The sequence below is a fragment of the Noviherbaspirillum pedocola genome (genome assembly GCF_016632335.1).
Lineage (GTDB): Bacteria > Pseudomonadota > Gammaproteobacteria > Burkholderiales > Burkholderiaceae_D > Noviherbaspirillum_A > Noviherbaspirillum_A pedocola.
This window is the reverse complement of sequence record NZ_JAEPBG010000008.1, coordinates 207,686-227,835: the sequence shown is the minus strand read 5'-3', so window position 1 is coordinate 227,835 and position 20,150 is coordinate 207,686. Positions and strand designations below refer to the sequence as shown.

At 65.4% G+C, this 20,150-nt stretch carries 18 protein-coding genes; 12 read left to right on the top strand and 6 right to left on the bottom strand.

All coding sequences use genetic code 11. The features are described from left to right. Positions 1-19: 19 nt before the first annotated feature. The 6 genes from JJB74_RS18950 to hmpA form a co-directional block, all read right to left on the bottom strand. The gene (locus JJB74_RS18950; protein ID WP_200594393.1) at positions 20-991 is read right to left on the bottom strand and encodes a hypothetical protein; all 972 of its coding nucleotides are present in this window, start codon (positions 989-991) and stop codon (positions 20-22) included. Further along, entirely contained in the window at positions 988-2,220 is a 1,233-nt protein-coding gene (locus JJB74_RS18945) for a hypothetical protein (protein WP_200594391.1), read from the bottom strand. The genes JJB74_RS18950 and JJB74_RS18945 overlap by 4 nt, the downstream gene beginning before the upstream one ends. A gap of 20 nt (positions 2,221-2,240) precedes the next feature. After that, positions 2,241-4,502, bottom strand: a complete 2,262-nt coding sequence (locus JJB74_RS18940; protein WP_200594389.1) for a polysaccharide biosynthesis tyrosine autokinase — start codon at positions 4,500-4,502, stop codon at positions 2,241-2,243. 271 nt (positions 4,503-4,773) lie between these two features. Beyond that, a complete protein-coding gene (locus JJB74_RS18935; RefSeq protein WP_267913170.1) occupies positions 4,774-5,751 on the bottom strand; it encodes a LysR family transcriptional regulator in 978 nt (325 codons plus the stop codon). A gap of 648 nt (positions 5,752-6,399) precedes the next feature. Continuing rightward, entirely contained in the window at positions 6,400-7,536 is a 1,137-nt protein-coding gene (locus JJB74_RS18930; RefSeq protein WP_200594385.1) for an acyltransferase family protein, read from the bottom strand. Positions 7,537-7,896: 360 nt separating this feature from the next. Beyond that, positions 7,897-9,111 (bottom strand): NO-inducible flavohemoprotein, encoded by a 1,215-nt coding sequence (gene hmpA / locus JJB74_RS18925; protein WP_200594383.1) that lies wholly within the window; start codon positions 9,109-9,111, stop codon positions 7,897-7,899. A gap of 138 nt (positions 9,112-9,249) precedes the next feature. Here hmpA and JJB74_RS18920 point away from each other — a divergent pair, with 138 nt between their 5' ends. The 12 genes from JJB74_RS18920 to JJB74_RS18870 all read left to right on the top strand — a co-directional run bounded on the left by JJB74_RS18920 (position 9,250) and on the right by JJB74_RS18870 (position 20,142). Beyond that, entirely contained in the window at positions 9,250-10,080 is an 831-nt protein-coding gene (locus JJB74_RS18920; RefSeq protein WP_234484288.1) for an alpha/beta hydrolase, read from the top strand. 233 nt (positions 10,081-10,313) lie between these two features. Next, on the top strand, positions 10,314-11,078 hold the full coding sequence (locus JJB74_RS18915; RefSeq protein ID WP_200594381.1) for a class I SAM-dependent methyltransferase: 765 nt from the start codon (positions 10,314-10,316) through the stop codon (positions 11,076-11,078). Positions 11,079-11,143: 65 nt separating this feature from the next. Then, positions 11,144-11,431 (top strand): phosphopantetheine-binding protein, encoded by a 288-nt coding sequence (locus tag JJB74_RS18910; RefSeq protein ID WP_200594379.1) that lies wholly within the window; start codon positions 11,144-11,146, stop codon positions 11,429-11,431. Further along, complete coding sequence (locus tag JJB74_RS18905; protein ID WP_200594377.1) at positions 11,431-12,072, top strand: COG4648 family protein; 642 nt, start codon at positions 11,431-11,433, stop codon at positions 12,070-12,072. Before JJB74_RS18910 ends, JJB74_RS18905 begins: the two co-directional genes overlap by 1 nt. A gap of 21 nt (positions 12,073-12,093) precedes the next feature. Then, positions 12,094-13,485, top strand: a complete 1,392-nt coding sequence (locus JJB74_RS18900; protein WP_325170141.1) for an AMP-binding protein — start codon at positions 12,094-12,096, stop codon at positions 13,483-13,485. Next, positions 13,482-13,796, top strand: a complete 315-nt coding sequence (locus JJB74_RS33950) for an ApeI family dehydratase (protein WP_325170140.1) — start codon at positions 13,482-13,484, stop codon at positions 13,794-13,796. The genes JJB74_RS18900 and JJB74_RS33950 overlap by 4 nt, the downstream gene beginning before the upstream one ends. A 4-nt stretch (positions 13,797-13,800) precedes the next feature. Further along, the gene (locus JJB74_RS18895; RefSeq protein WP_200594375.1) at positions 13,801-14,733 is read left to right on the top strand and encodes an LpxL/LpxP family acyltransferase; all 933 of its coding nucleotides are present in this window, start codon (positions 13,801-13,803) and stop codon (positions 14,731-14,733) included. After that, positions 14,730-15,329, top strand: coding sequence for a LolA-related protein (locus JJB74_RS18890; protein WP_200594373.1), 600 nt, complete (start codon positions 14,730-14,732; stop codon positions 15,327-15,329). Before JJB74_RS18895 ends, JJB74_RS18890 begins: the two co-directional genes overlap by 4 nt. Then, complete coding sequence (locus JJB74_RS18885) at positions 15,326-17,698, top strand: MMPL family transporter (RefSeq protein WP_200594371.1); 2,373 nt, start codon at positions 15,326-15,328, stop codon at positions 17,696-17,698. Before JJB74_RS18890 ends, JJB74_RS18885 begins: the two co-directional genes overlap by 4 nt. Continuing rightward, complete coding sequence (locus JJB74_RS18880; protein ID WP_200594369.1) at positions 17,695-18,390, top strand: alpha/beta fold hydrolase domain-containing protein; 696 nt, start codon at positions 17,695-17,697, stop codon at positions 18,388-18,390. The genes JJB74_RS18885 and JJB74_RS18880 overlap by 4 nt, the downstream gene beginning before the upstream one ends. A 100-nt stretch (positions 18,391-18,490) precedes the next feature. Continuing rightward, on the top strand, positions 18,491-19,372 hold the full coding sequence (locus JJB74_RS18875) for a polysaccharide deacetylase family protein (RefSeq protein WP_200594367.1): 882 nt from the start codon (positions 18,491-18,493) through the stop codon (positions 19,370-19,372). Next, the gene (locus JJB74_RS18870; protein ID WP_200594365.1) at positions 19,369-20,142 is read left to right on the top strand and encodes a class I SAM-dependent methyltransferase; all 774 of its coding nucleotides are present in this window, start codon (positions 19,369-19,371) and stop codon (positions 20,140-20,142) included. Before JJB74_RS18875 ends, JJB74_RS18870 begins: the two co-directional genes overlap by 4 nt. The last annotated feature ends 8 nt before the right edge of the window (positions 20,143-20,150 follow it).

Genomic DNA, 20,150 nt, shown 5'->3' with positions numbered 1-20,150 from the left:
CCGAGTCAGTATGCAGGCGTCAGGCCTTCGAGTTCAGCGCCGTCAGCACAGGCATCCAGTGACGCCGGTATGCCGCGCCGCCGAAATGCTCTTCGAACATGCGCAGCGCGGCATCGGAATAGCTATCGAAATGCGCCTCGATGTCGCGGATCGCCGCAGCGATGTGTTCCGTCGCAATCTGTTCACGGTCCAGCACCACGCCGGCGCCGTACGCTCGCACATGCGGCGCGAAAGCGTCCAGTTCCGAGACGATTACCGGGACGCCATAGCGCAGGGAATCGGGCGTGACCCCGGATTGATTGTGCGGCACGCTGTAGATGTTCACGGTACACAGCGCATGCCGCATCAGCTCGTCCTTGTCCGCGGAGGTCTTGCTGTTCTCGGTCGGGAAAAAGGCAATGTCGCCTTCGCGCCCGGCCAGTGACAGCAGGACCTTGCTCGCGACTCCCTCGAAGAAATCCAGGCAGCGGTGGGCAGAGCGCTTGCCGAGGTAGACGACGGCATCGTGCGCTGGCGCATGCGCTTCACCGGGGGGCGTGAAGATAAGCGGGGCATAGCGCATCGCATGCTTCTTGCTGTTTTCGCTGTTTGGCGTGATGACCATGTCGGCGAAGCGAAGGAATAGGCACTCGTACAGGGAAACGACGTGCGAGTAGATGAAGGGATCGCCCTTGCGCAGTCGCTGGCGCAGCCCGCCAGGCTCGTGGCAGACGGCGACGATATGCACCTGCCGGTTCAGCAGGCGTATCAGCGGCAGGAGAAGGTAAGTGATGCCGACTGACCAGAGGATCAACGCAGTGCATTCTTTACGCGCCACGCACAGTAGCAATGCCAGCGGCGAATATCTTTCGGTGGCTTGCTGTCCGGGCGCAAGCTTCGGATGCGCAATCGTTCGGACGCTGGTCGGGCCGTGGCGGCCGGCATAATCGGTGAGCGCTTCGGAATGCTCCATCAGGCCGTAACGCGGCCGGTCGACAATGGAAAGGATCATGCCTTGCTCCTGGAAAGTGACAGACGGGTGTCGAGCGTGGAGGCGATCAGGCCGACCGCCAGGAATCCGGACAGTTGCCACTTGGGCGCCAGGAAGATGGCGTTGGCAAGCAGCGTGTAGACAATGGTCACCTGGCTCGTTCTGAGCGCATAGCGTGCAAACCTGCGGTGCGCCGCATGAAAGAGCAGCGCAATCCAGAGCAGGGCACCGATGATGCCCAGGTCAAGCATGGCTACGCCGATCGCGGAGAACGGCTGCACGATCCAGCCGCTTCCATCGAGACCGTGCAGCTGCAGACCATAGGAAATCGCATCGGCCCAGCCTGCGGCGCTGTGATAGGGAAAGAAGGAAAGCGGCGCCGCCTGGAGGAAGGCAGCGTAATTGGACAGCGTCCGCCAGGAGCCGTATTTCTCGAGAGAGTCGCGGATGAAGGACAGGTCCAGCGTGCCATAGACCAGGAAGGAATAGCCGCCCAGGATGATGGCGACGGCGAACAGCGCGGCCAGCATTCCGGTTGCCGGCCCGGTCCCATCGAAGCGGGAGCCGCTTCCCGCAATCAGGCGCCGCATGCCCAGGAACGCATATATCGCGGCAAAGACGCAGGCTTGCTGGAAGAAGGTGCTGGCGCGTATGAGCAGCATGGCGCCGAGGATGCAGGCACTGGTGCCGCATACCAGCCTGCGCGCGAAGAAAACGTGCACCATCGCCAGCGCGAAAAGCATTTCGGCGGCGAATGAGGGCTCCATCGAAAATGCCGAGGCGCGCGCAAACATGCGTTCGTAGGTCATGAAGCCATCGAGGAAGGGAGCGAAGATCCGGTTCGAAAGACCGGGCAACAGGGACTGGATCACGCATGCCGCGAAGATCAGGCGTGCGGCACAGCCGCAGAATTCATCGATGTCGATACGCATGCGCTGCGTGTCCAGCAGCAGGAATGGCATGCATAGCACGATGAGCGAGATCAGCAGGTTCGCGTTCATGCTGAAGCCATGCAACGCCAGCACGGCAAGCGCGAAGCCGAGCCCCGCCATCAGCTTCAGCGGGCTGGCGCAGGCGAGGAAGGGCGCCAGCGTGCGTATGGAATGGTCCGCCGTGCCGGCGCTCGGGATGGAGATTTCCTGCAGCAGAAATGCCGCGGTCCACAGGTAGGTGCGCGCTCGGCCGCGCGCGCGGGACAGTATTGCCTTCGTCCGGCTCTTCGTGGATGAAGCGCGCATCGTTGCGACCATCGCCGGCTCCCTGTTTCCGCTCAAACGCTGGTGGCGCCGTATTGCCGGTTGCTGTAGCCATACTGCGGATACCGCATCCGACAGTCGTTCATTACCACGCCGGCCAGATGCGCGCCGGCCTGGTTCAACTGCCGGGTCGCTTCTTCGATTTCCGCGGAAGTGGTGACGCCGCTGCGCACGATATGGAAGGTGGCGGCAGCGCCCGCCGCGACCGTCAGCGCATCCGACACCAGCAGCACGGGCGCGGTGTCGACGATCACATGGTCGTAGCGCGCGCCCTCCTGCAGCAGCAATCGATGCAGATTCTCGCTGGCCAGCAGTTCGGCCGGATCACGCGGCAGCGCGCCGGTGGGAATGAAGTCGACGCGCTCGAGCACCTGCCTGCGGATCGCATCCTTGCCTTCCAGGCTGCCCTCGAGGTACTCGGCCAGGCCGAGCTCGCGTGGCACACCGAAGGAGCGATGCAAATACCCGGTGCGCAGGTCGGCGTCGATGAGCAGCACCTTCTTGCCGACCGAAGCCAGTACCCCGGCCAGGTTCGCCGCAACGAAGGACTTGCCTACCCCTTCCGTAGGTCCGGTGATGACGATGATGTTGTTGCTGCAGTTACGCAGGGAGTGCTGCATCGCTGTGCGGAAGCGGCGCAGGCTTTCGATCGCGTTGTCGTCCGGAGTGACGTGCTGCAGCAGCGTTGGCATGTGCGCATCGCTTGCCGCCAGCCCGTGCGCGGAAAGCGCGCGCTGCTTCGCGCTGTGCGGAATGGCGACGCTGACGGTCAGGCCGAATTGCCGTTCCACTTCGGATGGGCCATCCACCTTGCCCGTGTAGATCTTCCTGGCGCTTGCGGCGAACAGGCCCAGCAGCAATCCCGCGGCGGCGGACGCGGCAAGGATCTGGCCCGGCCTCGGCTGCGTCGGATTGACCGGTGTCTCGGCCGCATCGAGCAGGCGGACATTGCCTATCCTGCTGGCCGAAGCCAGCCGCAACTGCTGCGCCGTGGCCAGGACCGAGGTGTATACGTCGGTGTTGACCTTTACATCGCGGCTCAGGCGCACGACTTCCTGCTCTACCGCCGGCAGATTGCGGATGCGCCGGTTGACATCGGTCATTTCCTGGTTGAGCGAGCGGATCTGCTGGTTCGCCGCAAGCATGTAGGGATGTTCTTCTGTGAATCGCGCGGACAATTCCTGCTTGCGCTGCGTGAGTTCCATCATTTTCGTCTGTGCCGTTACCGACAATTGCAGCAGTCCCTTGGCTTCCTCTCCGAGATCGATCGTGCCGAGCCGGTGACGCAGCCGGTTCAGGTTCGCTTCCGAGGATTCCAGCGACAGCTTCAGTTCCGGCAGCTGCCGATCCAGCACGGCAAGCGATTTCTCAGCGCCTTCCGCCTTGCGGTCTTCGTTCTGGCGCAGATACTGGCGCGCGACTTCATTGAGCACCTTTGCAGTACGCTGCGCATCGGTGCCTTCCAGAGCGACGCTCACTACGCCGGACTGCTTGCCCCTTTCGGCTATCTTCAGTGCGCGCTGCAGCGCCTCGATGCTTTCGAGCCGCGCTTCGCGCCTGAGAACGAAGTCGACACCGGCGCGTCCGTGCAGCTGCCGCACCAGCAGGTCGATGCCGCCCTGGTTTGTATCCCAGTGCATCGGCATGCCGACGCGTCCGGCAAGGCGCATCGCGCCGTCTTCATCGATCAGCGTGTAGCTTTCATCGTGGCCTGCGGTCAGCGTGAAGCGGCGGCCTTCGAACGCGGCAGGCACCCGGAAATCGCTGACGACGATGCGCTCGGCGCCCCATGCATAGCCGCCGTGGCCAAACAGCCCGGGCTTTAGCAGATCGTGTTCGTCCTTTGCCAGCCGCGCTCCGATTAGCGGGAAGCGTTTCGGTTTCGCTTCAAGCGACAGATCGAGTTCATCGACCGCGCGGGCAAGCACCATGCGCGAGCGCAGCACTTCAAGTTCGGGCGCGGTTGCGCCATGCAGATCCAGCGTCCTGCTCAATTCGCCAAGCATGCGGTCCGTCGGCTGCGGCTGGTCTTCGATCTGGATCAGGACGCTGGCCTGGTACACCGGGGCGGCGAAATACGCATAGGCGCCGCCGATCAAGGCGCTGATGCAGACGCTGCCGGCAATGAGCAGCTTGCTTGTGCGGGCAGCCGTGAACAGCTTCTGATAGTAGCCCGCGGCGTCAGGCGCAGATTCGTGCAGCGCCGGCACTTCGTGGACGGCCACAGCAGGGCGAGCTGCCGATGTGATGGGCTTCAGGGAGCGGTCATTCTGCATAGTGCTGCACCGTTGGATGATTTCATTGCCCGCGTAGCGCTGCGGCCGCCAGGTGGCAGGGGACATCTGAATCTTAGTGGCGATGGCTTGCTGCAATAAGGCGAATCTCCTTATCGAAATCCGCTGCCGCTCGGATCCATTAATCTGCTTTAAGGTCGTGGAAGGAAACGCAGCGCATGGGCCGCGGAGCCGCTATCGTGCGCGGGCGTGAAAGAGGAGGGGGCAGGAAAGCCGCCGGGCCGCGCGTCAGGGCAAGGTCCGGCGGAGGCAATCAGGCGGCGATGGAGAGATGCGGCATGGATTGGCCGTCAAGCGCGATGGCGTCATGCAGTGTGCGTGCGAGCCGGTTGGCGTCCGTGCTCGGGATTGACGAGGCAAGGTGAACCAGATGGAAGCAAGCGCTCGCGGCTGCGCTGCTGCGCAAGGGAAGGACGGCCAGCTCGCCGCGTACGATGGCATCGCGCACCTGGTAATGCGGCAGCCAGCCGAAACCGATGCCCTTGGCGAGTATCTTTTCTGCCGTGTCCAGGCTGCTGACCGTCCACAGGTTGCGAACAGGATGCGCACCGATCGGGGGCGCATCCTGGTTGGAGCCCACCACCACGCGGGTCTCGTCGTGGAGGTCCTCTTCCGTCAGCGGCGCATCCATCGCGAACAGGGAATGCGAAGGATGCGCTACGGGCAGATAACGTGTCTCAACCAGGACGTCTCCCTGCAGCTCGTGATGAAGCTGCCTGGTAATTGCAAGTTCGGCATTGCGCTCCTGCATGAACTTCGGAATATCGGTGGCGGGCAAGGCCAGCAGTGTGACCTTTGCCGCAGCCTCCTCGCTCGAATGGAGTTGCAATGCGGGCAGCAGCAGTTCCATCGGGAATGCATCGTCAACCACCAGCCGCAGCCGCGGACGCCATGACTTCTTCAGGCCCGCGGCGAATTGCTCCACCTGGATCGCTTGCTGCAGCAATGATTCGACGCGGGCCACGAGTTGCCTGCCGGCTTCGGTGATCCTGGACCTGCGTCCTTCGAGTTGCAGGATGGGAAAGCCGACGTGTTCTTCGATCTTCGTCAGCGCATAGCTGATCGCCGGCTGGCTGACATGCAACTGCTCGGCGGCGTGCGAATAGCTGGTGCTGCGCACGACGGCGACGAGCATGTTCCATTGCTTGAGACTGATGTGTGAATTGGGAAGCTTGCTTCCTGCTTCCGGTGCCGACTGTGCTGTTACGGACCGGTCCGTGTTTTCTGGCATGAATTGTTCAATCATTTTTTTTCCAAACATGTTTTAGTGCTACGCAATGTCCGGACTTGCCGACGGTCTGCTGCCGCCGTGCGTGCCCTCACAATCCCCTGCCATACGCCGTGAGCTTTGCGGCTCGCGGCCAAGCGTTTCAACATGAACAGCGCGTTGAAAGCGTGTATCCGCGTTCGTGCTTCTATTGTCCGTGCGACGCCTCCTTTTCCGTATTGATGACGAGTCGGACTCTCTGCAACCGGGTGTCGCTGAGGTCAGTCATGACGCACAAGGCCAAATCTGAGCCTTGTAACTGGTAGCGGAGAAATCTGGCTTGTAGGTTAAAAGAGGCGATAAACGGTCTCAATGGGCGCTTAGTTAATTGTTAAATGCGCTTGATACGTCTCAAGCCTTTGGGATCTTTCGCAATATGGCCTCGCAATGTATGCCTTTTACCGCGCTGCGCATCGATGATTGTTTCTTTCGCGGCGCGACAAGGACAGACGGCCCGAGCGGCCTTGCAGAAAGGATTGCCTCACGATGAGTGAGTGCGTCGGCTGCGATGCGCGTCTCTGAGGTAAAGACCGTGGGGGCACGGTTTGACGCACGGCAATTGGGGCTGCGGGCCTGCGTGGCGGCGCAGCCCGCTGCCGGGGTGAACTGATGTCAGACCGAAGAGCCAGAGGCCGAGGTCATGGAGGCCGGGGTCCCGCCCGGGGCAGAAGTCCGGATTGGCCCGGCATGGACGATGTCGGCAACCCTGGGTTTCGAGAGCGCTGTGCGCCAGGGTGAAATCAATCGCATCTCCAATGCCAGCATGAGTGCCGAGAGAAGAAGAGCGACCAGAAACGCGGCGCCGGTGAGAGCGTTGTCCGTCATCGGCGATGGGCCATGCGGCACGAGCCCCAGCAGTCTCAACAAAGGTTCATGAAACAGATAAAAGGGATACGAAAGTTCCCCAAGTAGACGATCGACACGCAGATCATGTGTGGCTCGGTACATCGCGGGAATGACAAGGGCGGCGAGGAACGGCGCGACTAGCGTATCGATCTCGATATGGGTATAAGGAATCGGAAATATGGGCTGATGGGACAAGGCGAGCATGGGAAGCATCATGGCCAACGCATAGGCAGCCGGACGCGCCAGTTTCCGCGGCCAGCGCGCTGTCCAATCCAGCGCGCCGCGCCAGCGCCACGCGAGTGCTCCGGCCAGAAAGCATTCGCTGGCCGCCATCAGCGGCGCATGCGTGTTGTAGGGCACCAGGCGCAGCAGCAGGCCAAACGCCATCAAGGCGATGAGCTTTCGATCCGAAAGGCGGAGCAGCCATGGGGCCAGCAGGTAGAAGGAAAGCTCCACGCCCAGGCTCCACGCCGGGCCGACAAGGAGTTGCGAGGATGAGGGAATGTTCAGCCCGATCATTGTGAGCTGGGAGAGCGTCAGCCCGAATGCCATTCCGATACCGGCGGAGCTTCTGGCGTCCGTGGGAGGCGCAAGCGCGTCCGGGCTTGATGCGATGGATGGTTCCTGCAGGGAAAACAAGGCCTGAACGGCGATTGCGATGAGGCAGGCTGCCGCATAGGCCGGATAAAGACGGCAGTAACGTGCCACATGGAACATGCGCCACCATGCCGGGCCGAGCTGCTCAGGCGTATAGCGGGTGGCAAGAACCATCTGGATATAGAAGCCGGAGATCACAAAGAACACATACACCGCCGCGATGCCGGATATCCATGAGAATCCACCGGATGACATGGCGTGCTGGAAGAACACGGCAAAGGCGAGAAGCAGTCGAAGCAATCCCATTGGTGTCCCCTGATGCCATTGGCTGATTGGCCCGCGCTCCGCCCGGCCCCGGCTTCGAAAGCCGGAGCGGCAGTTGGCGGCAGAAAGCGCAAGCGGCATGGCGCTCGCAGACGCGCGCATCATGCTTGTTTCACGACTCGTAGTGTCCCGGGGAAGGCGTTCAGAAAAAATTCAGGCTTATTGATATGTCGATGACCGGGCGTGCTTGTATTTGCGCGCTTTAAGCAATTCTCCGAAGAAATGGGCAGTTGCTGAAGCGGAAAACACGCGCGACCGCCGAGCGACCGGAGGCAAACACCGGGGCCCGGCGCATCGGCTGATGGCGCACGATGTGCGCCGGGTCACTTATTGGACGGCAACTCATTCCGCGAACAGGTCCGGCCCAAATACCTCGTAATGGATGCGCGGCTCCTTGATGCCGCGCGCAATCAACCCGTCATGCTGCAGGCGCATGAAGGGAATCGGGCCGCAGATGTAGTAATCCGCGTCGGGCAGCATGACGCGGTCCTCGATTCTGGCCAGGTCGACGATGCCGGCATAGTCGTAATCGCTTCCTTCGCTGTCTGCGGGCAGCGGATGCTCGTAGAAGATGATGGTGTGAAAGTTCGGATGGCTCGCCGCGGTCTGCTGCAGATGATCCTTCATTGCATGCACCGCGCCGTTGCGCGCGCCATGCACGAAGACCACGTCCCGGCCCGGCGACTGCAGCACCCGGTTCAGCATGCTGATCATCGGGGTCAGGCCGACGCCGCCGGAGATCAGCACCACCGGCGTGGTCGCGTTCACGTCCACATAGAAGGTGCCATGCGGCGCGGCGACCTTGATGTGGTCGCCGACCTGGACCTCGTCATGCAGCAGCGTTGATACGTAGCCCGCCTGGCTGGAATCGGCCCCGCCTTCGCGCTTGACCGAGATGCGGTAAGTCTTGCCGTTGGGCGCGTCCGACAGGCTGTACTGGCGGATCTGCTGTAGCCCGAGCCGCGGCACCTGCAGCGCCACGCTGATGTACTGTCCGGGCTCGAAGCCCACCACCGGCTTGCCGTCTGCCGGCTCGAGCAGGAAGGAAGTGATCACTTCACTCTCGGGCTGCTTGGCGCGCACGATGAAGTCGCGCCAGCCGGCCCAGCCGCCGGGCTTGTCGCAGGTTTCCTCGCGCAGGCCGGATTCCATGCCCATCAGGATATCGGCCAGGTTGCCGTAGGCCTGGGCCCAGGCCGAGATGATGTCCTCGGTGGCCGCGTCGCCGAGCACTGCCTTGATCGCCCCCAGGAGATGTTCGCCGACGATCGGATATTGCTCCGGCCGCACATCCAGGCTCACATGCTTGTTGGCGATGTTCTTCAGCACCGCTTCCAGGCAGGCCGGATCGTCGATGTTGGCCGCATAGGCATACACCGCGCGCGCCAGCGCTTCCTGCTGCTCGCCGCGCTGTTGATGGCGCATGTTGAATACGTTCTTCAGCTCCGGATGCGCCGACAGCATGTCGCGGTAGAAATGCTTGATGATGTCGTAGCCGTGTTGCGCCAGAACCGGCGCGGTAGCCTTGACGATTTCCTTCGTGCGGGGTGTCAGCATGGCGATTCCTCCTGGTCGTAGTCATGCGCCCATGGACGGGGCGGGTCGGCATTGGACGGTGCGCACTGCGCCGGGTTCTCTACCGCGTAGCGAGCTTGCCCATATACAATGCGCGCTCCATCAGGGGGGACGATAAGCATGCATAACGATGAGCAGCCGGGCCGCATCGCGCGATTCACCAGTCCATGGCTGCGCCGCAAGCGTCCGCGCGCGCTTGTGGCCGCGCTGGTGCTCCTGTCTTCGCTGACGGGCTGCGCGCTGTTCTTTCCGACCAAGGACCATCTGGACGTCGTACGCGTGGCGTCAAACTGTCCGACGCGCGCCGATACGTTGCTCGTCTTCCTGCCCGGCCGCTACGACGCGCCGCAGGATCTTGTCGACCACGGCTTCATCGAGGCGCTGCGCGCGGCTGGCGTGCATGCCGACGTCGCTCTGCCGGACCTGCATTTCGGCTATTACCTCAATCGCAGCGCGGTGGACCGCCTGCGCGAAGACATCATCCTGCCTGCCCAGCGCCAGGGTTATCGCCACATCTGGTTTGCCGGGATATCGCTCGGCGGCCTGGGGTCGCTTTTGTACCTGCAGCAGCAACCGGGCGTCATCGACGGCGCCTTCCTGATTTCGCCGTATCTGGGCGGGGACGCGATACACCGCGACATCGCCGCCGCTGGCGGACTGGCGCGCTGGAGCGGCGCATCGCCCAAGGCGGAAGACTTCGAGCGCGACTTGTGGCTCTGGCTGCGTGAGCACGCGCCGCAAGCCGGCAGGGCAGGGGAGCCGCAGCTATACCTCGGCTACGGCGCACAAGACCGCTTCGCCGCCAGCAATGCGCTGCTCGCGGCAGTGCTGCCGCCCGAGCACACGATGACGACCGAAGGCGGGCATGATTGGGCGCCGTGGCTGCGCGTATGGAAGGCGATGCTGGGGAAGGGCGCGCTGCCGGCCTGCACGGCACAGGAACAGCGTTGACCTGCCGGATTTGCCAAGCATGGCGGCGGCACGATGTCAATTCCCAGCTGCAACAAGATTTGCGCTAGCGCATGGATAAACGTTGCGAACGGCCGTCGGTTTGGGTATCGTTACAGCCCGTTGCAAGAAGGCACTTCCGGTATACCAAACTCATAAACCCCGCGTCGCCGCGCTGATGTCCCGCCCTGACGGCCCGCGGGACATGCCCGCGAAGCGCAGCCACAGAACTCATCATGCAGAAATCCCCCGTCAGCAAGGATGACGTGGTGCATGCGCCCCATGCGCCACTGACGGACTACTATCCGAGCGAAGACGCGCGTCGCGGCTGGGTCGCCGACATGTTCGACAGCACCGCGCCGGATTACAACCGCATCGAGCGCATCCTGGGCCTGGGCACCGGCCCATGGTACCGGCGCCAGGCCTTGCTGCGCGCCGGTCTTGCGCCCGGAATGCGCACCCTCGATGTCGGCGTCGGCACCGGGCTGGTGGCGCAGCAGGCGGTGGCCATCCTGGGCGATGCTGCGCTGGTGACCGGCGTCGACCCCAGCCCGGGCATGCTGGCCAACACCGTCGTGCCCGCCGGCGTGGCGCTGGTCGAGGGCAGGGCGGAACGCATTCCCTTCCCGGACAACAGTTTCGATTTCCTCAGCATGGGCTACGCGCTGCGCCATATCAGCGATCTGTCGCTGGCCTTTGCCGAATTCCATCGGGTATTGAAGCCTGGCGGCCGCCTGTGCATCCTCGAGATCACCTGCCCGGAAAAGCCGCTGCAGAAGCTGCTGCTGAAAACCTATGCCCGCCATGTCGTGCCGATGCTGGCGCGACTGGCCGCAAGAAGCGGCAACACCTCGGTGCTGTGGCGCTATTACTGGGACACCATCGAAGCCTGCGCCGTGCCCGCCGACGTGATGCGCACGCTCGAGGGCGCCGGCTTTGCCAGCGTGAAGCGGCATCTCGAACTGGGGATGTTTTCGGAGTACCAGGCGCAAAAGCCCTGAATACAGCGGCAAGCAAGACGACAAACAACGCGCCTTTCGCAAAATCCCATCATTGAAGACCTGACATGAGCATTGAAAATTCCGTAGCTTCCGGCGCCAACATTCAGCAGGAAGTCGCCGCGCTGATCGTTGAAGCCCTGAACCTGGATGTGGCGCCCGCCGACATCCAGCCCGACGAACCGCTGTACGGCGAAGGCCTGGGCCTGGATTCGATCGACATCCTCGAAATCGCGCTGGTCGTCTCCAAGCATTACGGCCTGCAGCTGCGCGCCGACAGCGAAGACAACCATCGCATCTTCAGCACGCTGCGCACCCTGTCGGATTACATCGTCGCGGCGAAACGGGCCGGCTGATGGCGCGCGCCGCTCGCCTTTTCCAGGTGGGCGCCGTCGCGGCGCTGGCGGTGGCCTATGCCTGCCTCGCGCATTACACCAACGCATCTAGCAGCCGCGCAGCCGGCGCCGCGCTGGCCTTGGCCCCGCTCGGCGTGGCGGCGCTGGCGGCCTGCGCGCGCGCCGGCTGGCGCGGCATGCCGGTGGCGCTCGCGCTTTCCGGCGGCATCGCGTACCTGTGGCCGTGGCTGATGTCGCATTACGGCATGCTGTACTGGATCGAGCATGCCGGCACACAGTGCCTGATCGGCTATGCCTTCGCACGCAGCCTGGCGCCCGGGCGCGAGCCGCTGTGCAGCCGTTTCGCGCGCATGGTGCATGGCGCGCTCGAGCCGGCTGTCGCTGCCTACACCCGTGGCCTGACCCGCGTCTGGGCGCTGTTCAGCTTCGCCATGGCCAGCATGTCGACCGCGCTCTATGTGGCCGCGCCGCTCAAGGTGTGGTCGGTGTTTGCCAACTTCATCACCGGCCCGCTGATCCTGCTGATGTTCGTCGGCGAATATCTGCTGCGCCGCCGCCTGCTGCCGCATATCGAGCACGCGAGCATCCTCGCCGGCATCGAGGCTTACCGCGCGTCACCGGGCGTGGCGCGCGAGCACTGAAACCTGTTTCTGATTTTTCGAATGCCGACCTTTCCACTGATTACGCATGACAGCCCGCAGCAGCTCATCGCCTGGCGCGACGGCGCGCCGATCACGGCCGCACGCTTTCTCGCCGACGTCGAGCGGGTGCGCGTGAGTCTGCCGGCCGGCGTGCACATGCTCAATGCCTGCGCCGACCGCTACCGTTTCATGGTCGGCCTGGCCGCGGCCATCACCGCCGGCAAGACCAGCCTGCTGCCATCGACGCAGACGCCGGAAATGATGCGCCACCTGCTGCAATTCGCGCCGGACGCCTTCTGCCTGGCCGATGTCGAAAAGGATGCGCACGGCCTGCCGGTGTGCCGCTTTCCCGATCTCGATGGCATGGCAGCCGTCGACGTCGGCAAATCGGCCGACCGCGCCGTGCCGCAGATCGATGCGACGCAATGCGTGGCCTATGTCTTCACCTCGGGCTCGACCGGCACGCCGCTGCCGCATGCCAAGCGCTGGGGTGCGCTGGTGGCCAATGTGCAGGCCGAAGCGCGGCTATGCGGCCTCGCCGATGGCCGCGCGCATGCCGTCATCGGCACGGTGCCGCCGCAGCACATGTACGGCTTCGAATCGACGGTGCTCATCGTCATGCAGAGCGGCAATGCGCTGGTGGCGGGCAATACCTTTTATCCGGCCGACATCTGCCGCGCGGTGGCCTCGGTGCCGCGGCCGCGCATGCTGGTGTCCACGCCCATCCACCTGCGCTCGGTGCTGAGCGCCGGACTGCCGCTGCCGCCGGTGGACCGGCTGATGTCGGCCACCGCGCCGCTGTCGCCGCTGCTTGCGCAGGAAGCCGAAGCCGCGTTCGGCGCGCCGCTGGTGGAAATCTACGGCAGCACCGAAAGCGGCCAGATCGCGCTGCGCGAATCGGTGCGCACGCAGGAATGGCAATTGTTCCCGGACCTGCGTTTCGTGCCGCGCGAAGGCGTGCACTGGGTCGAGGGCGGCCATGTCGAGACGCCGACGCCGATGAACGATGTCATCGAAATGACTGCGCCGCAGCGCTTCCTGCTGCACGGTCGCATGGCGGACCTGGTCAACATCGCCGGCAAGCGCAATTCGCTGGCAAATTTGAATCTCCAACTGAATGCGCTGCCCGGCGTGGTCGATGGCGCGTTCTACATGCCGGATGAGGAAGGCGCCGACGCGGTCACGCGCCTGGCGGCCTTCGTAGTCGCGCCCGGCGTGGCGGCTGCAGACATTCTGCACGGCCTGCGCCAGCGCATGGACCCGGTGTTCCTGCCGCGCCCGCTGGTATTCGTCGATGCCTTGCCGCGCAATGCCACCGGCAAGCTGCCGCGCGAAGCGCTGCGCGACATGGCTGCGACGCTGACGCGCACACGGGAAGGTCGAAACGCGTCGGAAGACGGGAGCGCAGCATGACGTCGCCGCTTGCCATCTCGATTCCCGCCGACCACCCGGCCTTCGCCGGTCATTTCCCCGGCATGCCTATCGTGCCCGGCGTGGTGCTGCTCGATGAAGCGCTGCATGCGATCGGCGTGGCCTTGGGGCGCGACATCTCGGATTGCCGCATCGCCTCGGCCAAGTTTCTCGCGCCGGTGCTGCCCGGCCAGGCGCTGGCGGTGGAACATGCGTTCGCCGCATCCGGCGCGCTGCGCTTCACCATCTGGCAGGACGCGCGCAAGGTCGCCACGGTTGCCTGCGACCCCGATGCGTCTTCCGCGCAGGCATAGCGACATGCAGACCTCGAAACCGGCCGACGCCGCCTGGCAGCACCGTCCCGAGCGCAGCAACATGACGATGCTGCGCATCATGACCTGGATCTCCCTGAGGCTAGGCCGCAGCGCGGGACGCATCGTGCTGCACGGCATTGCCGCGTATTTCCTCGCGTTCGCGCCAGCCAGCCGTGCCGCCTCGCGCGCGTACCTGACCCGCGCGCTCGGCCGCGCGCCGCGCACGGTGGACATCTACCGCCACATCTTTGTTTTCGCCGCCACCATCCACGACCGCGTCTACCTGCTCAACAACCGCTTCGATCTGTTCGACATCGAAGTCGAAGGCGATGCGCTGATGCGCGGAACGCTGGCCCCGGGCGGCGGCTTGTTCCTGATCGGCGCGCACCTCGGCAGCTTCGAAGTCATGCGCGCGCTCGGCCGGGAAAAAGCCGGTGCGCCGGTGGCCATGGCGATGTACGAGGAAAACGCGAAGAAGCTCAACAGCATGCTGGCGGCGATCAATCCGCAAGCCGGGCAGGAAGTCATCGGCCTCGGTCATATCGATTCGATGCTGAAGATCTCGGCCGCGCTCGATCGCGGCGCGATGGTGGGTGTGCTGGCCGACCGCGGCCTTGGCGGCGATGCCTATGCCAGCCTGCCGTTTCTCGGCGCCGAAGCGCCGTTTCCGCGCGGACCGTTCCGCATGGCCGCGCTGATGCGCCGGCCGGTGGTGTTCATGACCGGCCTGTACCTCGGCGGCAACCGCTACCGCATCCGTTTCGAGCAGCTTGCCGACTTCACCGACATGGCGCGCGGCCAGCGCGAAGCGGCGATCGACGCGGCCATGGCGCGCTATGCGGCGCTGCTGGACGCGCATTGCCGCGCGTATCCGTACAACTGGTTCAACTTCTTCGATTTCTGGCGCCCGGCCGGCGCGGCAAAGGACTCAGCATGATCGAGCGATACGCTTCCCACCTGGTTCGCGCCCTGTCGGCCCTGCTTCTGCTGACGGTCGTGAACGTGGCCGTTGCGGCGGAAGCCGCCTGGAACATCGACAGCCTGATGGCCGCGCTGGGCCGTGTCGGCATGGGCCGCGCCGACTTCACCGAGACCAAGACCATCGCCATGCTGGACAAGCCGGTGGAGTCCTCGGGCCAGTTGTTCTATGTCGCGCCGGACAAGCTGCAGAAGCGCACCGTCAAGCCCAAGCCTGAAGAGCTCATCATCGAAGGCAATACGCTGACCATCGACCGCGCCGGCCGCACGATGACCATGGCCGTGGACAGCGCGCCCGAACTGGCCGGCTTCGTCGACAGCATCCGCGGCACGCTCGCCGGCGACCGTAAAGCGCTGGAGCGCAGCTTCGCGCTCACGCTCGAAGGCCCGCCCGAGCGCTGGGTGCTGGAACTCAAGCCGCGCAATGAGCGCATGGCGCGCGCGGTCAGCGATATCCGCATCTACGGCAGCCGCGACGATGTCAAGCGCATCGAAACCCGCCAGGCCGACGGCGACCGCTCGGTAATGACGATACGCCGCGTCTCCGCGCAATGATTGGGCCGCTCCGCTCCGCGCGCGGTCGGGCGCTCGCGCTGTGGCTGACCTTCGTGCTGCTGTGCGCCGGCGTCATCCACGGCACGCGCTTTTCGGCGGACCTGTCGGCCTTCCTGCCGCAGTCGCCCACGGCCGAGCAACGGGTGCTGCTGGACCAGTTGCGCGACGGCGTGGTGGCGCGGCTGATCCTGGTCGGCATCGAAGGCGGCGACGCCGGCGCGCGCGCCGCGCTGTCGAAAGCGATGGCCGCGCGCCTGCGTGCTGATGCGGGCTTTGCCGCGATCAACAATGGCGAGCCCATCAATGCCGAGCGCGACCAGCGTTTCCTGTTCGAGAACCGTTATCTGCTGAGCCCGGCGGTGGAGCCCGAGCGCTTCCGCGCCGACGGCCTGCGCGAGGCGCTGTCGGCCACGATCGACCTGCTGGCTTCGCCGGCCGGCATGCTCGTCAAGCCGCTGCTGCCGCGCGACCCGACCGGCGAAACCGTGGCGCTGCTCGAAGCGATGGCATCGAACAACCGGCCGCGCAGCGCCGATGGCGTCTGGGTCTCGCGCGACGGCAAGACCGCGCTGCTCTTGGCGCAGACGCGCGCGGCCGGCGCCGACACTGATGGCCAGGCACAGGCGATGCGCAAGGTGGAAGACGCCTTCGCCGCCGCCCGCGCAAGCGTGCCGGGCGCCTCGGCGCTGCGGCTGGAAATGACCGGCCCCGGCGTATTCTCGGTGCGCTCGCGCGACACCATCGAAAGCGAAGCGACGCGGCTGTCCATCATCGGCTCCTGCATCATCATCGCGATGCTGCTGATCCTGTACCGCTCGCCGGTGGCGCTGGCGCTCGGACTGTTGCCGGTGGTCTCCGGCGCGCTGGCCGGCGTGACCGCGGTGAGCCTGGGCTTCGGCGTGGTGCACGGCATCACCCTCGGCTTCGGCACCACGCTCATCGGCGAGGCGGTCGACTATTCCATCTACCTGTTCGTGCAATCGCGCGCGCTGGCCGATGGCGGCGCCGATGCCAAGCGCGGCTGGATACGCGAATTCTGGCCGACGGTGCGGCTGGGCGTGGCCATTTCCATCGTCGGCTTCGCCTCCCTGTTGCTGTCGACCTTTCCCGGCCTGGCGCAGCTCGGCCTGTACTCGATCGCCGGTCTGGTCACCGCGGCGCTGGCGACGCGTTTCATCCTGCCGTATCTGCTGCCGAAGAATTTCCGCGTGCGCGATGTCGCGCCGCTGGGCCGAAGGCTTGCGTCCCTGGCGCAGCGTGCTCCACTGCTGCGCTTGCCGCTGGGCTTGCTGCTGATCGCCGCAGTCGCGCTGGTATGGCAGCACCGGCACGGCTTGTGGAATACCGAGCTGGCTTCGCTGTCGCCGGTGCCGCAGGCCGAGCAGGATCTCGATGCCCGCCTGCGCGCAAACCTTGGCGCGCCCGATGTGCGTTATCTCGTCTCGGTGTCGGCCGACAGCCGCGAAGCGGCATTGATTGCTTCCGAGCGCATTGCGCACCAGCTCGATGCCTTGGTCTCACGCGGCCTGCTCTCCGGCTATGAAAGCGCGAGCCGCTATCTGCCCAGCCTTGCGGCCCAACGCGCGCGGCAGGCGAGTCTGCCGGCCACGGGCCTGGACGATGCGCTGCGCCAGGCAGCCAGCGACCTGCCGGTGCGCGCCAGCCTCTTCGCGCCTTTCCTCGAGGATGTGGAGGCATCGCGTACCAAGCCGCTGCTCACGCGCGCTGATCTCGACGGCACCTCGTTCGCGCAGGCGGTGGATTCCCTGATGTTCGAGCGCGACGGCCGCTGGAGCGCGCTGCTGCCGCTGTCGGCCTCCGCGCAGGGCGGCGCGCTGCCGGTGGATGCGGTACGCGCGGCGCTGGACGCGGCCGGCGAGCCCGGCGCGGTGTTCGTCGACATGAAGACCGAATCGGACCGCATCTACGCCGGCTACCTGCGCCAGGCGCTGCTGTTGTCGGCTGGCGGCGTGGTGGCCATCGTCGCGCTGCTGCTGCTGGCCCTGCGCTCGCCGCGCCGGGTGCTGCTCCTGCTGCTGCCGCTGTCCGCTTCGGTGATCTCCATCGTCGCGATCCTGACCGCCTGCGGCGTGCGCATGACGGTGCTGCACCTGGTCGGGCTGCTGCTGATCGTCGCGGTCGGCTCGAACTATGCGCTGTTCTTCGACAATGCCGGCAAGGCAAAGGCGGGCGGCCCCGCGCCCGAAACCCTGGCCTCGCTGATGTTCGCCAATCTTTCCACCGTGGCCGGCTTCGGCGTGCTCGGGTTTTCGCAAGTGCCGGTGCTGCAGGCGATCGGCGCTACCGTCGGGCCCGGCGCGGTGCTGGCGCTGGTGTATGCGGCGGTATTCGTCGGAGGCAAACGATGACGCTGCGCTGCCTGCACGATGCGCTCGAGCCCGGCCGGCGCGCCGATGCGCTGATGGTGCTGCTGCCCGGCGCATTGCAACGCCCGGAAGACCTGATCGAGCATGGTCATGCGCGCGCCGTGCGCGAGCGCGGCCTGGCCTTCGACATCGTGCTGGCCGACCCGGGGCTGGCGCACATCGGCGAAGCCGCCAATACGCAGGCGGTGGACCGGCTCGATGAAGAACTGCTGCGGCCGGCGAGCCGGCAGTACCGCGAGGTCTGGATTGCCGGCATATCGCTGGGCGGTTTTCTCGCGCTGGCGCATGCGGCGCGGTATCCGGGCGTCACAACGGGACTGTGCCTGCTCGCACCCTATCCGGGCACGCGCATGGTCACGGGCACGATCGCGCGCGCTGGCGGCCTGGACGCATGGATGACGACCGGCGAAGCGCCGCGCGGCTATGGCGGCGAGGATGACGATGAATGCCGCATCTGGCGCTGGCTGGCCGGGCATCGCGGGCAGGCGCGGCCGGAGATGCATCTTGGCTATGGTGTGTCGGATCGTTTCGCGGATGGTCAGCGGCTGATGGCATCGGCGCTGCCTGAGGAGCGCGTGGAAGCGATAGCCGGGGATCATGATTGGCCGACGTGGGAGAGGCTTTGGCGGAGTTTTCTGGACAGACGCTTCGCGCGAGCCGCAAACATTCCGTAGGTTGGGCTGACGCAGGAAGCCCAACGAATGCTCGCGGACCGCAGGCGCCGATGTTGGGCTTGGCAGCCCAACCTACGAGACAACAAGGGATATCGCAACAATGAAAGACAACGCCAATCAGACCAGCCGCGCGCCGACCATGTCGCCCCTGCTGCGTTTCAGCCTCGCGCTGCATGTCGCGCTGGCGCTGGGCCTGGTGCTCGCGCCGCAAGCCTGGCGCTGGCTGCTCGCCGCCTTCATCGCCGACCATGTCTTGCTGACCTTCGCCGGCCTGTGGCCGCGCAGCAGCCTGCTCGGCGCGAACTGGACCGAGCTGCCGCGCGTCTGTGCCATCCGCGGCGAGATTGCGCTGACCATCGACGACGGCCCCGACCCCGAAGTCACTCCGGCCGTGCTCGACCTGCTCGACCGGCATGGCGTGAAGGCGACCTTCTTCTGCATCGGCGAGCGCGCGCAGCGCCATCCCGCGCTGTGCCGCGAGATCGTCGCGCGCGGCCATGCCGTCGAAAACCACTCGCAGCATCATCACCACAATTTCTCGATGCTCGGTCCGCGCGGCTATGCGCGCGAGCTGCGCGCGGCGCAGGACACACTGACCGCCATCACCGGCCGCGCCCCGCGCTTCTTCCGCGCGCCGGCCGGCCTGCGCAATCCCTTTCTCGATGCGCAGCTGCGCCGGCTCGGCCTGCGGCTCGCGGCCTGGACCCGGCGCGGCTACGACACCCGCACCGGCGACGTCGACATCGTGATGCAACGCCTGCTGCCGGGCCTGCGTCCTGGCGCAATCCTGCTGCTGCATGACGGCCATTGCGCCCGCACCAGCGCCGGCGCGCCGGTGATCCTGGCGCTGCTGCCGCAACTCATCGAGCGAGTGCACGCGGCCGGGCTGCGTTTCATCACGCTGCCCGACGCGCTGCAAACCGCAGAACAAACCGAAAAACACATCGCCCCGCATTCCGCCAAGGAGTCCCGCCAGCCATGACCCAAGCCTTTCTCTCGCGCCTGATCGATCGCGCATCCGCTCCCTATCGCAGCGCCGGCCGCTTTGCCTGGCATTTCGCGCGCGGCAAGCTCGGCGGCGATCCGGTATTCGCCGGGCTGCTGCGCCATGGACTGATCCCGGATGGCGCGCGCGTGCTCGACATCGGCTGCGGCCAGGGGCTGCTGGCTTCCTGGCTGCTGTCGGCCGGCGCGCTCGCCGCCGACGGCGACTGGCCGGCGGATTGGCCGCGGCCGCCGCGCGCGGTGGCTATCCATGGCATCGAGCTCATGCCCAAGGACGTGGAACGCGCCCGCGCCGCGCTGGGCGACGCCGCGCGCTTCACCGTCGGCGACATGTGCCGCGCCGATTTCGGCCGTGCCGACGCGGTCGTCGTGCTGGATGTGCTGCATTACGTCGATTACGCCGCGCAGGACGATGTGCTCTCGCGCATCCGCGATGCGCTTGCCCCATCCGGCGTGCTGGTGCTGCGCGTGGGCGATGCCGCCGGCGGCTGGCCGTTCCATTTCAGCGTCTGGGTCGACCGCGTGGTGACTTTTGTCCGCGGGCACCGCAATCCGCGCCTGTATTGCCGCACGCTGGCCGACTGGAAAGCGGCGCTCGCCAAGCTCGGTTTCGCGGTAGAGAGCCTGCCGATGAACGAAGGCACGCCGTTCGCCAACATCCTGCTGATCGCGCGCCTCGGCGTCGATGCCTCCCAAGGGGCCACAGTTACCGATGCGGCAGCGGATTCGGCCAAGGCACTTTGTTAAAATCCGCG